Below are 17,084 nucleotides of genomic sequence, written 5' to 3'. Positions count from 1 at the left end.
CATGGTGGTTGGCAAGGCGGACACGGCGGTTGGCAAGGCGGACATGGTGGTTGGCCGGGCGGACACGGTGGTTGGCAAGGCGGACATGGTGGCTGGCAAGGCGGACATGGATATTAAAAAGATACTATAAAATCATTTTTTTATGCAAAGTTTGTATATTTAGTATGATTGTATATTTTCATTTGTATAGTAAGGATATAATGAAAACAGCAAAAAAATCCTGTGAAGTAAGGATTCTATACGTAAAATGAAAGCAGTGGAAATGTCAAAAGAACAAAAGACACCGCTTTTTATTATTCAAGGAGAACGAGACTATCAAGTTCAATCGAAAATCGAAATCCCTCTTTGGAAAGAACAACTAAAAGAACGAGGTAACGTTGATTATCGACTATATCCAAAGTTAAATCATTTCTTTACAGAGGGTGATGGGGAAATAAGTAAACCAGATGAATATTATGTCCTGCTAATATCCCCGAGTATGTTATAAATGATATTGCTGCTTGGGTGCAAGGAAGATTGCAATAAAATTAGCAACCATATGTTTTAATAAAGACTTTCTTTCTGCGATTAAAATAGAAACATTACTATTAGGTTATATTTTTTAAAAACACTCTTTGAAAAGGAGTGTTTTTTATTTTTCTAAATAGAAATTTTCTATAAAATAAGGGACATGCCTTTTACACAAATCGTTATTTGTAACACTGCTATCAAAGGAAAGTGCTCGTGACATCTCTTTAATATTCAAAAACATTAATAATCAATCGTGTGAAATTTTTTGAAAATTTAGGTTTAACATCTTTAAAATAGGTGTATTACATATTACATAACAACTAAATAAAAAATCTAAAGGAGGAAAAATACGATGCATAAGAATGAAAGAAAACCGGTGGTTCATGAATATGATAATGAACAGGAAGTAGTTATGAAAGTAAAAGAGCTAGAATTGCAAGGGATTCACCAAGATGACATTTACGTCTTAACACATGAAAAACATATAACAAAAAAGATTGCGGATGATACAAATATAAATACGATTGGAGTAAAAGAACAAGGATTGGGCACAAGTATTATCAACTTTTTCTCCAAAAAAGGGGACGAGCTCCGAAATCAAATGGAAGAAATGGGGTTGTCGAAGGAGGAAGCTAACTTATATGAAGAAAAACTAGATCAAGGGAGAATTTTACTCCTAGTAACAGATGAAACACTAACGGCGAGTGATAGGCAACCGCAAAACTATCATTCTCTCTAATAGATTGCAATAGGTAAGGTAATTATTTTAGCTTGTAGCATGGAAGAAAATAAAAGTGGAGAAGGGTGAGAAAAAATGAAACATACAATATTTAAATACGCTATGATTGGGATTACGACTGGAGTTATAGTCTCCTTATTAAAAAAGGAAAATCGGAAAGCGATACAAACAAAAGGAAAAAGCGTAAAAGAAAAATTGCAAGAAGGAAACATAAAGGAAACATTGGAGAAGGTAACCGAAACAAGTAAACAATTCTCTGTAACTGCAGCTAATGTTGCAAAACAAACATTACCACAACTGCTTACAGCCACACCAGTTGTCATTTCTACCATTAAAGACTTAACAGAAAACGAAACGAACAAAAAGAAAACAGATGAAAAGGATAACGAAATAAATCAAAACAGTAAGGACATAGACGGAGAAAAAACGAAAAATGAAAAGAAATATAGGAAAGAAGAGAGTGCTTAAATTTAATTCTAAAAAGAGAAAGTGAGGAAGAAAGTATGAAATCTCTGTATGCAATTGATGTAGGAATTGGTTTTACTAAGCGGGCATATCGACAGGATGTAGATTCTGAGGTGACGATTAAGAGTGAAGCTTCCACACTAGCCCCTGTACCTAATCATGATGAAAGTGAAGATTTAACAAAGGTAAGTTTTATAGATTTAGACTTTGCATACTATATGGGAAATGAAGCGCATCAATCTGACGCTTCATTGCTTCCTCCATTTGACGAAGAAATAGAAAATTATTATGAAAGCGAACGGTTTAAACAACAAATATTTGGTTGCATTGCAAAGGATTATAAAGAAAATGTCGTGTTACCTTTAGTTGTTACTGGGCTTCCCGTTACTTGTTTTGGTAGTCAGCATGAGCAATTACAACGTGCACTAAAAAAAGAAACTTCTGTGCAAATTGATGGAAAATTTATTACTATTACGGTGGAAAATGCTTTGATTCTTCAGCAACCGGTCGCTTTACATGCTTATTTCTTAAAAGAGGGAATCATTCAGGAGCGAGATCGTATTTTAATTATTGATGGTGGATTTCGTACATTAGAAATGACAGATATGAAACAGAATGTCATTTTAAATCATTATGAGACAGAGCTAGGATGTAGCAAGCCTTTGAAAAATATTAAGAATATCGTGCAGAATCATGCGGGGGAAAGTAATCAATTGCATATTAACGATATGCCAAACATATTAGAAAAAGGATATGGAGGTCGAGAAGAAGATCCTCAGACAAGTCAGGTTCATACTTTAATTCAAAAAGAGTTGGATGCACACTTCCAAGACGTTATGCGTGTATTACAAGAACAATTTAAATTAGAACAGTACGATACTATTATTTGGACAGGAGGAATAGTAGATCTCCACAAAAAACGAATTGAAAAAATACAAGGTGAAATTTCTTCTTTCCGTATGGTAGACGCTTCGAAAGAGGCTGCACTTCATGGATATTATATGATTGGAAGTCAAGTATTTGACGACATCACTAATCAATCTGTATATGAATCTAAGTTATAATAACGACCGAAATGGAGTTCTTTGAATAGACGTGCCAAATTATGTAGCTTCTTTTCCACATATAAAAATGCTTTATAAGAAAAGATAAAAAGTGCTTATATAGAGGAAATGTTTAAAATTGCGAATAAAAATAGCTAATATATAGGGGGTCTTCCTTTTAATAGAATAAGACCTCCTATGCCATTTATCCCGCTTTAATGGGCAGTAAGACCCCCACCTCAAAATTCAGCGAAAGCAAAGAATTTAGGTGGGGGTCGGGCTCCCATAAAAGTCCGATTGGTGAGGGCTAATAATCAGTGGGGCATGAAGAAAACCCCCACTGATTAAAGTTTCACTTTATTTTGTAATTTAGTTGATCTAAAAACTTTTCCTCCAAGACATGAATACCTACATACAAATTTCATATTACGGATATGATTCGATCAAACATAAAACTATTTAGAAAGGAAGAATAATATGGAATGCATAAAAATGCCGAAATGGAGTTGGTATCATGTGAAAACTAGTGAGCTTGAAAAACTTTCTTCTATAATTCCTCGTGATGTAACATCTTATTTCTCTCAATTTGTAAAGAAAATAAGTTCTCCTTGTGAAAATGGATTATATGTTTATACGTTATCATCAAGTCAAACTTGTGTATATGGTTCGTTTTTATATGATCAAGATAAAAAGGACGCCAAAATTCAAAAATTTCTTCATTATTTCGTAGCTCATGGAATACTCATAACGGTTCAGGAAAAAGAGGAAGGGGACTTTCAGAAATTAATACATAAGGCCTCTTTTAGTGCGAAAAATTGTAATAGTTCCGCTGAAGGATTATGTGCTATTTTATCAATGTTTATATCTCACTACTTGCGAAAGGTTGACTATTTCGAAAACAATTTCAGAAATGTATTATGGGATTTTTATCATCATAATAACATAGCAGTTTTAGAAAGAATTTATCATATTCGTCATGAATTATTTATGAACACACATGTGTTTCGCTTAATACAAGAAGTGTTACAAGGCCTGAAAGAAGCTTGGTTAGAAAACTTAACAAACACTCTTTGTTATAAGCAAACAAACGTAAAATTAGAGCGTGGATTACAACTTGTTAAAGAGTACCAAGAAGAATTGGACACGATGATTCATTTACAAGAAGTTGTTTCTTCACATCGTGGGAATGAGATTATGAAAGCTCTTACTGTATTAACTGCTGTAAGTACGCCTTTGACGGCCTTAGGAGCATTGTGGGGGATGAATTTTAAATATATGCCTGAACTAGAATGGAAATATAGCTATTTAATCGCTCTCTTATTTATCATTTTTACAACAGGTGGTATGTATTTGTATATGAGAGTGAAAGGATGGACAGGTGATTTATTACGAGTAAAGAAAAAGAAATCTTTTTTTAAATCTAATTAATCTTGTTTATAAAATATATGATAGATATATAGTTAGTAATATTTATTAATTGGGATAGTATCATTTCGATTTTACAATAGAGATATCGCTGCTTTCAGCAAAACAGACTTCAGAGGCGATTTAGCCAAGATTAATATACCTACCCTTGTTATTGATGATGATTCAGATGCAACTGTACCATTTGAATATAGTGGGAAATTAACACATGAAGCATTCCTATTATTCTTAAAGGACTGATTAAAACTATATCATTGTTAATTGATACATGATAAATAATTTGCAATTCCATCATATTTTTTCTAATAAATGGAAATACCTAAAGGTGAATAATTTTGAGGAGGTTTTCAATTATGGAAGAAAACCAGGACATGAATTCTCTAGAGGAACAAGACATGAAACGTGAGACATTGACAACACGACAGGGGCACCCTGTGAAGGATAATCAAAATATCCGAACAATTGGGAATCGTGGTCCAGCAACACTTGAAAATTATCACTTCATCGAAAAAATTTCTCATTTTGATCGAGAAGAGGTTCCGGAACGTGTAGTACATGCGCGAGGAGCTGGAGCATTTGGGTATTTTGAAACGTATGGAAAAGTTGGAGATGAGCCGGTAGAAAAATATACTCGTGCGAAAGTATTTTCAGGGGCTGGTAAAAAAACGCCGTTAATGGTTCGTTTTTCTACAGTAGCTGGAGCTAAGGACTCACCAGAAACAGCAAGGGATCCACGAGGCTTTGCAGTGAAAATGTATACGGAAGATGGTAACTGGGATTTAGTAGGGAATAATTTAAAAATTTTCTTTATTCGTGATGCGATGAAGTTCCCAGATATGATTCATGCGTTTAAGGTTGATCCGGTTTCGAATGTGGCGAATCCTCAGAGAATGTTTGATTTTGTTTCTCGTACCCCGGAGGCAACGCATATGATTACATTTTTATTTTCTCCATGGGGTATTCCAGCAACATATCGCCATATGCAGGGATCTGGTGTAAACACTTATAAATGGGTAAATGAAAAAGGCGAAGCGGTATTGGTGAAATATCACTGGGAGCCGAAGCAGGGAATTCGAAATTTAACACAAGAAGATGCAAACAGTATTCAAGCAATGAATGTTAGTCATGCAACACAAGATTTATATGAAGCAATTGAGCGCAAAGATTATCCAGAGTGGGAGCTATTTGTACAAATTATGGAGGATGATTATCATCCAGAACTCGATTTTGATCCTCTTGATGATACGAAGCTTTGGCCAGAGGAGCAGTTCCCATGGTTACCAGTAGGACGTATGGTTCTTGATCGTAATCCAGTTGATTACAATTCAGAGATTGAACAAGCTGCTTTTGGTACAGGAGTACTTGTTGATGGCATGGACTTCTCAGACGATAAAATGCTACAAGGTCGTACTTTCTCTTATTCAGATACGCAACGTTACCGCGTTGGTGCAAACTATCTACAATTACCTGTTAATGCACCTAAAGCACCTGTTCGTACAAATCAACATCGTGGTCAAATGGATATGCGTAATCCGAAAGAGTCTGGAGAAAATCCGCATATTAACTATGAGCCATCTATGCTGGGTGGTTATAAAGATGCAAAACAAGAAAAGCACCATCCACACCAACCAACTTACAATGCGGCTGCTATGAGTGCACCAATCGATCGTCCTAATAATTATGGTCAAGCAGGTCACACGTATCGTAGTTTTGAGGAGTGGGAACGAAATGAGTTGGTTAAAAATCTATCTGAAGCACTTGCAGTATGTGACAAAAGAATTCAGAATGCGATGATTGAACACTTCACACAAGCTGATGAAGATTATGGCCGTCGTGTTAAAGAAGGTATTGAAAAGAAAATGAAAGAAGCTAAAACGGAAAACAAACTTCCAGGCCGCGAAGTAAGTAAATCAAAATATGGCCAAGGTTCATTAGCTGCAAACGAAGCAACAAAAGATGCAGTAAAGAAAAGCCATGAATCCGATCCTTATTAATTGAAGTGAGCACAGTAGAATACCTAGAGCTTCCGTGAAAATAGTTAGGTAGCCTTCCATATGATTGTTAAAATGTTTTTTTTATATGAGAAGTACTAAATATCATAAGATAGTTCATAAACAAATAAAAAATAAAGTTTCAAAAAGATGCTCTTGGATAAATCCAGGAGCATCTTTTTGAATGCGGCGTAGTGCACCACTGTAACCAATTTAAAGAATCGAAATCTTCCATAACGAAATTTTTATTCATTTTTAAATGGTGATATTGAGTTAAGTTTATAAATATCCATTCGTTTCGAATTGAATATTCTTCTTAACAGCTAAAATTTATGGATTAGAGTTTTTTAGGTTTCTTAGGTGGATTGCTATATTACTATCAAGATAATGTTTTGAATAATTCTCAAAACAAAGAAATGTACATGTTCTTGTTTGTGTAGTGAAGTTTCTTAAGTTGAGAGAGGGCCTTTATATCCTAATCCAAAAGTGTAGACTACCACCTACGAATAATCATCTCCTCTTAAAATTGTTGTTTTACATCTTCAAATTTTTGAAGAAGAAGTGTTTTGTTGGGAAATGATAAAATCTTATTAATTTTTATAATTAGTAGAATTTTTATAGAAATAATCCTCTTAATATATTAAAATAACATTGTATTATGTAAGATTTTAATTAGGGGAGAGAAATTTTATGTTGAAAAAAATCATTCCAGTTGCTTTAGCAATAAGTACAGTTACTTTTACTAGTGTATTCGCTGTACCTTCAGCCCAAGCAAGTACAGAACCAAACCGCTACATAGATGTACAAATGCTCGGGATTAACGATTTTCATGGGCAACTAGACACAGTAAAAAAATTAACAATAAAGATGCAGGGGGAATCGAGTACTTAGGGGCTTATTTACGTGATCGTGAAAAACAAAATCCGAATACATTAAAAGTACATGCTGGCGATGTTGTTGGAGCAAGTACTCCTGTTTCAGCATTATTACAAGACGAACCTACCATTGAATTTCTAAATGATTTAAAATTCGATGTTGGAACGATAGGAAATCATGAATTTGATGAAGGTGTTGAAGAAATGAACCGCCTTATTTATGGTGGATACCATGAGAAAACAGGGAAATTTAAAGGAGCAAAATTCCCATATGTTGCCGCAAATTTCTATAATAAATCCACCGGTCGTTTATTTTTACCACCATTCACTATAAAAAAGGTACAAGGAGTTCCTGTTGGATTTATCGGAGTCGTAACAACGGATGTGCCTAATCTTGTTATGCCTACTATGCTAAAAAATGTAGAAATTACAGATGAAGTTGAAGCTATTAACAAATCCGTAAAGCAATTAAAAAAACTAGGTGTTAAATCTATCGTTGTTCTTGCACATAACGGGGGGACAACAGATGGGAACGGCGTAACAAATGGTGATATCGTCCGATTAGCAAATGAGACTGATCCAGAAGTCGATGTTATTTTTGGTGGGCATAGCCACACTTATGTAAATGGAACTGTTAATAATAAACTTGTCGTACAAGCAAATTCTTACGGTATGGCTTTTGCTGATGTTGATGTAAAGATTGATCGTAAAACACAAGATATTGTTGAGAAAAAAGCAGAAATTGTTACAACTTACCATGAAGGCATGGAGCCTGATAAAAAAATAAAGAAGAAGATGGAGAAATATCAAGCAAAAATCGCACCTCTTGTTAATGAAGTTGTAGGTAAGTCTATTGCTCCGCTAGATCGCAAACTAAATACGGCTGGTGAATCTACTCTTGGAAATTTAGTTGCTGATGCCCAGCGTGCAACAATGCAATCTCAAATTGCACTTATGAATCCTGGTGGTATTCGTAATGACTTAGATGCTGGTGATATTACATGGGGAGAGATATATGGTATTCAACCATTCGGAAATCAATTAATAAAAGTAAATTTAACGGGTCAAGATATTCGTGATATTTTAAATCAACAATGGCAAAAAGACATAACAAGAATGCTTCAAATTTCAGGGATCCAATACACTTGGGATGCAAACAAACCTAATGGAGAAAAAGTAACAAGTATTCGCCTAACAAATGGAGAAGAAATTATTCCTTCTAAAACTTACAGCGTCGTTGCGAACGCATTTTTAGCTTCAGGTGGAGATGGATTTGTATCCTTTAAAAACGGTAAAGATGCTGAAACAGGACCAACTGATTTTGAAGCATTAGTAGATTACATAAAAAAATCAAAAGAACCAATTCAGTCTATTATTGATGGAAGAATTCAAAAAATAAATTAGGTTTTTATTAATCTCAAAAAAATAGATTACCTATGCACTATACTTTTTTGTGTGCAGGTAATCTATTTTTTTGATTTGAAATAGAGTTTTACCGTGGCTAATAGGTATACCGTCTAGATGTAGAATGCCGAAAAAAATGAAATTCGTATAATTGCTAATTCATCCGTAACTATCATTGTTTTGTTTGATAGCAATGGAGTACGGCCACACATCCATCAACTTAAGAGTTGGGACTATTCTAGAGATTAAAAGCACGTTAGCATTTTCTTAATTAATGGGAAAGAGTGACATACTTTTTAGGAATATGCATAAAAAACAAGGGGTGTCATTATTTGCCGAAGATTTATCTCAATAAAAGTCTCCCAATACACTTAATCAATTCACTAAATTAGAGTTGAGTTTTTGGTAAGAAGGGAGCCATATGTTTCGAAAGAAATGTAGAAATTTCTATAATAGTTTCCTTCAGTTCCTTATCTAGCTTGAGTGCATCTGGGAGTAGTATCGCCTATCAAATTAAGACCATAGACAAGATGAACTTTCGTCTATTAGAACTGAAATATTCTTAATATAGAGGCATACCAGATTATGATGTTTTTCCGTAACAAATATAGTTAAAAATTTCAGGTTTAGAGAGAATTATAAAGGGTATACATACAATATAAAGAGTTGATTGGAGATGAATTTTATGGTGAATGAGTCTATAAAATTTGTATTCTTACTTTAAATAAAAAGGGGGCTAGTATACATGAATAAATGGTTAATAAATAAAAAAATCCTATTTATTTTGTAAACGAGGGACGTGTGGAAAATGAAAAATATGAAACGCAAGCTAGGAACCTTTGCACTCACAATGACTGGGATTGGCTCGATTTTAGGGTCTGGCTGGTTATTTGGTGCATGGAAGGCTGCTAAAATATCAGGAGGGGCCGCTATCTTTTCTTGGTTCTTAGGAATGATTGTAATATTATTTATTGCCTTACCATATAGCGAGTTAGGAGCTATGATTCCGGAGGCTGGCGGAATGGTAAAATATACTCAATACTCACATGGAGATTTCGTAGGATTTATTGCTGCATGGGCGAATTGGATAGCCATCGTCTCAGTTATTCCAGTTGAAGCTATAGCCTCAATACAATATATGAGTTCATGGCCTTGGGAGTGGGCAAGTTGGGCCAAGGATTTAGTAGACAATGGGATGTTGACTTCAAAAGGTCTTGCAGCTGCTTCTTTACTTATTATTATATATTTCTTTTTAAACTATTGGACTGTTAGTCTATTTGCAAAAGTAAATTCTCTAATTACTATATTTAAAATCATAATTCCTGGTCTTACAATTGGTGCATTGCTATTCGTTGGATTTCATGGAGAAAACTTTACTAGTCATCAGGACTTTCATGTATCTAATTGGTCAAATGTATTAACTGCTATGGCAACATCCGGTGTTATTTTTGCATTCAATGGTTTTCAGAGTCCAATTAATATGGCTGGTGAAGCAAAGAACCCAGGGAAATCCATTCCTCGGGCAGTTGTAGGATCTATTTTAATTTCAACTATAATATATGTATTATTACAAATTGCGTTTATCGGCGCTGTAAATCCTAATATGATAATTAACGGATGGTCAAATTTAAATTTCAATTCACCATTTGCTGATTTAGCAATAGCACTAAATATTAATTGGTTAGTTATTGTATTATATTTAGATGCTTTTGTATCTCCTTCGGGGACAGGTACTACTTATATGGCAACCACATCACGCATGCTGTACGGAATGGAGAAGAATGGATATTTCCCTAAAGTTTTTGGGAAATTACATCCTACATATGGTGTGCCTAGATTTGCCATGATGTTTAATTTAATGATTTGTTTTGTTTTTTTATTTTTATTTAAAGGATGGGGTGTTTTAGCTGAAGTGATTTCAGTAGCTACATTAATTTCATATGTTACTGGACCAATAACAGTAATGACTCTGAGAAAAACTGCACCTAATTTTCATCGTCCTTTCTATATAAAGGGATTAAACATTATCGCACCTTTAGGGTTCATTTTTGCATCATTAACATTATATTGGGCAAGGTGGCCATTAACAGGAGAAGTAATGTTTATTATACTTATGGGCTTACCTATATATTTTTATTATCAATTAAAAATAAAATGGGTTGGATTTAAGAAGAATTTTTTAGCTGGATTATGGATTGTGGGGTATTTATTATTTATGATTTGTATATCGTACATTGGAAGTGAAAAATTTGGTGGGTTAAATATTATAACTTATGGATGGGATATGGTACTTATTTCAATTGTTTCATTTCTATTTTATAGATGGGCTATAAATAGTGGATTTAAAACAAAAGATCTACAGGTAGCACAGAAGATTAATGGTAGAATTAGTTGAATAATATACATAAATTAGAAAAAATGATTTATTTGAGGAATAAAGAATTTGTATGTATTTAGAAAGTATAGTTAAATGATTTCTTTAAGTAACAGGAGCAGCTAGCAAAGGCTAACTGCTCAACTCTCGACCAAGGGAGCTAGAGTTGGGAAAATATTCAAAGCTGACTTTTTAAAGTCTTATATAGTATCGAGAAAACGTGGGTCGTATTTGTATGAAACATAAAAGAGTAGTTAATAAAAGTTAATTGCTAAGCCTTCGAGTAAGAAGGGAAAACAAAAACTGTATTTGCATTACTAACGGAATGTTGCGTTTTATTCATAGAGAAAATGCATGAAATTCTATATTGCATGGGATAAGCGATGTAGCTCTGTTGGAAGACAGAGTGAATGAATCCAAAAAAATCTAGACAACTTTCTGAACAAACGTTTATCCCGCTTTAATGGGGAGTGGGCTGCCCATTAAAGTCCGATTGGTTCAACTAATAATCAGTGGGGGATGAAGAAAATCCCCACTGATTAAAGTTTCACTTTATTAGCGCTTCAAGTACTTTAACGGAATTTGAAATAAAAATTATGGGTTAATGGTATGAATGTATACCAAAAACTATTACGTGAAAAGTATGTATTAAATGGTGAAGGTAAATTAAATGAAAATGTATCTTGAACAGAAGACACTATATAGTGTAATACTTATAAAAAAACAGTTCATTTAACTAAAAAGGACAGTTAAATGAAATATAACCGTTCCTAATTATAGGAACGGTTATAAATTTATCATGTGCTGGAGGTCAATCCGAATGGCATGGACTACCGTTGCTAAATAGTATGGACATGGAATTTAATGAGTATACGTAATAATAGCAAACAATAATAGTGGAAGCCGTAACGAATTATTAGTTCGTGATGCTGAAAGTGCAATCGATCAAATGAAATATAAAATCGCACAAAATTTCAATATATAACTTGATGGTCGATTCACTCGCTAATTATATAGTGTATGGATTAGAAGGAGGGATTATAATCTCTCCTTTTTTAATGGGAAAAATCTATGCTCAAATAGTTTTCAAGGAATTTTAAGTAAAAGTACAAACTACTCTTCTAGATAGAAAGAACTGAGCTAATAGTTAAAAATTCATTATTTTGATGAGAACATATTTAATAATAAAAAGTAGTTAGCAAAAGCTAACTACTCGGTAACCAATTTGTTCTAAAACAGGTTAGTTATATTTTGGACACATCTTTAAAAAAATATACAACATAAGTGAAAACAGTAATCTATGTTAATTGCTCTAACAAATAAAGCAAAAAGGGTCTAATATTAATTATTAAGTATTCACGATGTTAAAAACATAACAAAAGACATGTTTTATACCAATTTCGCTTCCTAATTGTTTATTACATTTAATAATATAAATAATTTTATTAAAATAAATGATGCAACGCAAATTAATTTAACTGCCGTAGATGTTGAAGAGTTAACTTGAAGGGGTAGGGAAGCTGTTTACTATTGCTTAGAAGAAATATCAGAATAGGTTTTTATAAGGGAAAAGCTTCATTTCGTTTATATCAAAATTTTTGGGGGAAAGAGATAAATGGTAGAAAGAATGAATAGATAAACAAATTCTCAAAAATCATTATTACGTAGGGGGAAATCTATGGATAAGATAATAACGTTAATTTAAAAATTTCTTTTTTTATTTTTAACGTATTATTCTCGGAATAACATAATTCCTCCAAATAAAAGGAGAAATCAAATGTGAAATCATCGATAGATAGTATTCAAAAAAGTAAAAAATTAAAAAATCAAGAAAAGGGAGAGAGAGCAACATGGAAATCAATGTCTATGTTTCTAGTTCCCTTGCTTTTAAGTAACATATTACAATCAGTTGGACAATTATTTGGTATGGTGGTAGTTGGACGATGGCTTGGTGTGAATGAATTAGCTGCCATTTCAGCATTTTTTCCATTATTCTTTTTACTTGTTTCGTTTGTAATTGGGATTGGATCGGGTAGTTCGATTTTAATTGGTCAGGCATTTGGAGCCCGTAATGAAGATCGTTTAAAAGCCATTGTTGGTACGACGTTAACATTTACCTTTATAATAGGCGTTATTTTGGCAATAGCGGGAAATGTATTTGCTCTGAACATTATGCGTTTTATGGGTACGCCAGAGAATATAATTGATATGAGTGTGCATTATGCGCGTATTTTATTTATTTCTATGCCAGTTTTATTTCTATATTTCTCCTATACAACGTTTATACGAGGTACAGGAGATTCTAAGACACCGTTTTATTTCTTAATTGTTAGTACAGTCTTAAATATAATTCTATTACCTATTCTAATTTTTGGTTGGCTAGGAATACCCAAACTTGGTGTGTACGGAGCTGCCTATGCTTCTGTTATCTCGACCGTTGTAACATTTATTGTTATGCTTATGTATTTGAAGAAGAAGAATCATCCACTGCAATTAGATGAGACTGTACGGAAATATCTTCGTATGGATTGGGATTTATTAAAACTATTATTACGCCTTGGAATTCCAGCGAGTATTAATATGATTCTCGTTTCGTTATCTGAGATTGCGGTAATCGCATTTGTGAATCGTTTCGGTTCTGATGCGACTGCTGCATATGGGGTTGTAAACCAGGTTGCAAGTTATGTTCAGATGCCTGCGGTTAGTCTTGGAATTACGGTATCTATTTTTGCTGCGCAATCTATTGGTGGGAAACAATTTAACCGATTAGAGGAAGTTATTCGTGCTGGAATTATTATGAATTATATAATTGGTGGTATATTAATTGCTTTTATTTACTTGTTTTCAAGAGAAATCTTATCATTATTCTTAACGAACACGAATACAGTTGAAATTGCGCATAGTTTGGTGATGATTACACTTTGGAGTTACTTAATTTTCGGTCATGCTCAAATTATTGGTGCGACAATGCGAGCAAGTGGAACTGTATTATGGCCCACTATTATCGGTGTCGTATCAATATGGCTTGTAGAAGTCCCTGTTGCTTATTATCTTTCTTATCATACAAATCTTGGTATAAAAGGAATATGGATTGGATATCCAGCAGCATTTATTGCAAGTTTACTTTTGCAATATGGATATTATAAACTTTCATGGAAGAAGAAACGAATTTCAAGACTTGTTAGTTAGAATGGAAGGTGAAAAATGATATTCTCTTATAAGTTGTCAGTTTTAGGAGTATGACTATAACATCATCAAACGAATAAAACCGAGTTACCCTCAAACGGGAGTATGTTGGTTGTAATTGTAAATTCAATTTCATCCTTTCATAGTTATCTTTAGAAGTTCAACTCAATTTTTCATGTTGGGGAAGAATATATTTCTTGAATTAATAGGAATAGGACAGATTATATTTCGATTTGAGATTACGGACAATAAGGAGTTAAAAAAGTCAAAACAGCTACATGCTATGTAGCTGTTTTGGCTTACATAAATTTAATTAGTAACCAGAGTCTTCTGAAGTAAGGTTATCTATCATTTTATAATCGTATTTTTGTAATGGTTTCTCAGCAGGCCCTTCAAGTACTTCTCCTGTATATGAGAATCGCGAACCATGGCACGGACAATCCCAAGAACGTTCTCCATTGTTCCATTCAACTTCACATCCAATATGGGTACAAGTTGTATCTACAATATGAAGCTTACCTTCTGCATCTTTATAAGCTCCTTTTCTATGTCCATCAATATCAACGACAGCCCCTTCATCGTTAGATAAATCACGAATACATTTTTGTGGAATCTCTAACTTTCCTTTAATTAAGTGACCAACAACATTGGCATTTTCGACTAAGAAGTTCTTTAAACTTGGATTCATATGGAAACGGGAGGGAGTATATAATTCCCGAAATTTGTTCTTTTCTTTTAATATGATATCTCGGAATAAAAGAGCAGCTGCAGTTCCATTAGTCATACCCCATTTTCTGTATCCAGTGGCAATTAATATGTTTTTTTGATCAGATGTGATTTCACCGATATAAGGAATTTTGTCTAGTGTAATTAAATCTTGTGCTGACCAACGATATGGGATATTTTCAAGGCCGAAAACTTGTTGTCCGAATATTTCTAGTGCTTCATAATGTTTTAATGTTTCGCCGCCTTGTCCCGTTTTATGACTTTCTCCAGAGATAAGAATGAATTCTTCTCCATTAATTGTTGTGGAACGGAGAGAACGTGTCGGTTCATCTACACTAATATACATACCACCTGGATAATTTGTTCTTGTCTTAGCAGCAATTATATAAGATCGGTCTGCATGCATTCTTGTAGAGTAAAGTCCTGCACCTTCATAAAAAGGGAAATGGGAACAAGAGAGAATATACTTCCCTGTAATTTGAGCTCCTCCACGGGTAAGAACCACAGGTTGCTCGCCTGTTTTTATATTTACTGCTGTGGTATTTTCAAAGATGTATCCACCTTTTTCTGTAATTATATTTGAAAGATGGGCTAAATATTTAAGTGGATGGAATTGTGCCTGATTTCTCATAACAAGTGCATTATGTATTTTTAAATCAATAGGAAGTTTGTTTACAAGCTCGCCTTCAATATGAAGCTCTTTATAAGCTTCTGCTTCTTTTTCTAACTTATATGCATATTCTTCTGTTGTGGCATACAGATAAGCATCTTGTTGAGTGAAATCGCAATCGATTTGATGTTTATTAATTGTAGTTTGAATGAATTTTAAAGCATCGATGTTTGCTTCGTAATACAATCTTGCGGTAGTTCTTCCGGTATATTTGATAAGCTCTTCATAAATCATATCATGTTGAGCAGTAATTTTAGCTGTCGTATGTCCAGTCGTTCCATTTAATAATTTGTCTGCCTCTATAACAGCGACTTTTAGACCTTCATTTACTAAAAGATAGGCAGAAGTAATGCCAGTAATTCCTCCTCCTACAATAATAACATCGACCTGCATGTCATTTTCTAAGGAAGGGTATTTTGGTAAATCGATACTGCTCGTTCAATAAGATTCGACATTATGGGGTAATATTCCATCGTAATTATTGTTATTTGTCAATATAAATCCTCCATCCAATGGTTTATAGATCTATTATTTCCATTTATTAGAGAGGTAAACTTTGAGTTTAGAAAACAGCAAATTGTGGTTGGATGGCATGTTCAATTTAGATGTAATTTTGTGTGAATAAAAGTAATTTGTCTATAGCAAATATCTTTAATTAATTATCATGTTCAGAAGGATAAAAAGTAGAAGATCTACATGGTGAAACAAGATAATTCTTGTGTTTGCTTTATAACTCGGAGGGTATTTCTTCTCTATTCTAGACATTGTGTTGCCCTTAAATAAAGTTTAATCCAATTCATACTACATAATCTTGATAAACAATCATAGAAAAGAGTGTGTTTTGAAAAAGGTAAATCAAAACACGCTCTTAATACTTTCAGTTGTTTTATTCTTTTATAAAAAAGTTTGATCATTTCCTATCTGCATGACTACACTATTAGATTCTTTTCTTTAATAAGTTTAAAAGTTAATGTGGAGAATTCAAATGCTCATAAAGAATACTTAGCTAACTGTTCACCCCAAGATGATAATTCAGTTTCAATAAATCCTACTTTTTTATATAAAAATTTAGCTGTAAAGTTTTCAGGAGCATATCCAATCATTATTATAGAAATGTTTGCGTTATTATTTCTTCTTATCTCATCAATAACTAGATGTATAGCTTGCTTACCTATACCTTTCCCTTGAAAATTTTTATCAATCATAAGTCTATAAATCCAATAATTATTATCATCAGAATCTATCCCAAACATAGTAAATCCTATCATTGTTTCATCAAGATAAATACCTTTTGCATAGAAATCATCTAGAAATTGAACTTCTGCGATAGAATAAAGGTTGGATGCAATCAATGTTTGTTGTTCTTTTTTAACAGATAATCTAATTGCTTCTTCCCAATTATTTTTGTCAATTGGCTTTAAATAAATTTTTTTCAATCTGATACTCTCCTTCTAATATTAAAGGGGAACCACGTAGTTTATGGGCTATTGGAACGTTATCCCCTTATTTTTTCGCCCAATCAAATAGAAATAATTTCTCATCGACAACGCCTCCTTAAAGGTATAGTTAAAAACACTATACTCAATATAATTATATTCTTTCCTCTATATTTTTTTGAAGACCTTATTATCCATATCCAATTTCACTGTTAACTTAGTAACGGTTATTCCATTAAA

Annotated in this window: 10 protein-coding genes and 3 pseudogenes; 10 read left to right on the top strand and 3 right to left on the bottom strand. The window is 33.3% G+C overall.

Translation table 11 applies throughout. The annotated features are described in order from the left end of the window. Positions 1-232: 232 nt before the first annotated feature. Positions 233-525: pseudogene (locus BAQ46_RS26780) on the top strand (alpha/beta hydrolase); the annotation flags it as partial. Positions 526-631: 106 nt separating this feature from the next. Here BAQ46_RS26780 and BAQ46_RS31255 read toward each other — a convergent pair. Then, on the bottom strand, positions 632-730 hold the full coding sequence (locus BAQ46_RS31255) for an acyl dehydratase (RefSeq protein ID WP_080445125.1): 99 nt from the start codon (positions 728-730) through the stop codon (positions 632-634). Between the two features lie 132 nt (positions 731-862). Here BAQ46_RS31255 and BAQ46_RS26770 point away from each other — a divergent pair, with 132 nt between their 5' ends. The 9 genes and pseudogenes from BAQ46_RS26770 (at position 863) to BAQ46_RS26730 (ending at position 14,015) form a co-directional block, all read left to right on the top strand. Beyond that, entirely contained in the window at positions 863-1,249 is a 387-nt protein-coding gene (locus BAQ46_RS26770) for a YflT domain-containing protein (RefSeq protein WP_000549422.1), read from the top strand. Between the two features lie 75 nt (positions 1,250-1,324). Then, a complete protein-coding gene (locus tag BAQ46_RS26765; protein WP_061130830.1) occupies positions 1,325-1,717 on the top strand; it encodes a hypothetical protein in 393 nt (130 codons plus the stop codon). 35 nt (positions 1,718-1,752) lie between these two features. Beyond that, entirely contained in the window at positions 1,753-2,778 is a 1,026-nt protein-coding gene (locus tag BAQ46_RS26760) for a ParM/StbA family protein (RefSeq protein WP_061130831.1), read from the top strand. Between the two features lie 456 nt (positions 2,779-3,234). Next, positions 3,235-4,185 carry a magnesium transporter CorA family protein gene (locus tag BAQ46_RS26755; RefSeq protein WP_046199414.1) on the top strand — a complete coding sequence of 317 codons (951 nt, stop codon included), beginning with the start codon at positions 3,235-3,237 and terminating at the stop codon, positions 4,183-4,185. A gap of 350 nt (positions 4,186-4,535) precedes the next feature. Then, the gene (locus BAQ46_RS26750; protein ID WP_071743146.1) at positions 4,536-6,176 is read left to right on the top strand and encodes a catalase; all 1,641 of its coding nucleotides are present in this window, start codon (positions 4,536-4,538) and stop codon (positions 6,174-6,176) included. Between the two features lie 687 nt (positions 6,177-6,863). Then, a pseudogene (locus BAQ46_RS26745) lies at positions 6,864-8,452 on the top strand (bifunctional metallophosphatase/5'-nucleotidase). An 808-nt stretch (positions 8,453-9,260) separates the two neighbouring features. Further along, positions 9,261-10,847: a glutamate/serine transporter AimA gene (gene aimA / locus BAQ46_RS26740; protein ID WP_071743144.1), complete on the top strand. Its 1,587-nt coding sequence runs from the start codon at positions 9,261-9,263 to the stop codon at positions 10,845-10,847. 859 nt (positions 10,848-11,706) lie between these two features. Continuing rightward, positions 11,707-11,808, top strand: a pseudogene (locus BAQ46_RS26735) (alpha/beta-type small acid-soluble spore protein); the annotation flags it as partial. Between the two features lie 878 nt (positions 11,809-12,686). Continuing rightward, a complete protein-coding gene (locus BAQ46_RS26730; protein ID WP_218952603.1) occupies positions 12,687-14,015 on the top strand; it encodes an MATE family efflux transporter in 1,329 nt (442 codons plus the stop codon). A 310-nt stretch (positions 14,016-14,325) separates the two neighbouring features. On the opposite strand, the gene BAQ46_RS26725 is transcribed toward BAQ46_RS26730, so the two are convergent. Both BAQ46_RS26725 and BAQ46_RS26720 read right to left on the bottom strand, forming a co-directional pair. Continuing rightward, positions 14,326-15,837 (bottom strand): FAD-dependent oxidoreductase, encoded by a 1,512-nt coding sequence (locus BAQ46_RS26725; protein WP_249024570.1) that lies wholly within the window; start codon positions 15,835-15,837, stop codon positions 14,326-14,328. A 560-nt stretch (positions 15,838-16,397) separates the two neighbouring features. Beyond that, positions 16,398-16,844, bottom strand: coding sequence for a GNAT family N-acetyltransferase (locus BAQ46_RS26720; protein ID WP_071743140.1), 447 nt, complete (start codon positions 16,842-16,844; stop codon positions 16,398-16,400). Positions 16,845-17,084: the final 240 nt, after the last annotated feature.

The sequence above is a fragment of the Bacillus paranthracis genome (genome assembly GCF_001883995.1).
Taxonomy (GTDB): domain Bacteria; phylum Bacillota; class Bacilli; order Bacillales; family Bacillaceae_G; genus Bacillus_A; species Bacillus_A paranthracis.
Note: the sequence above shows the minus strand (reverse complement) of the source record. Positions and strands in the feature narration are given on the sequence as shown.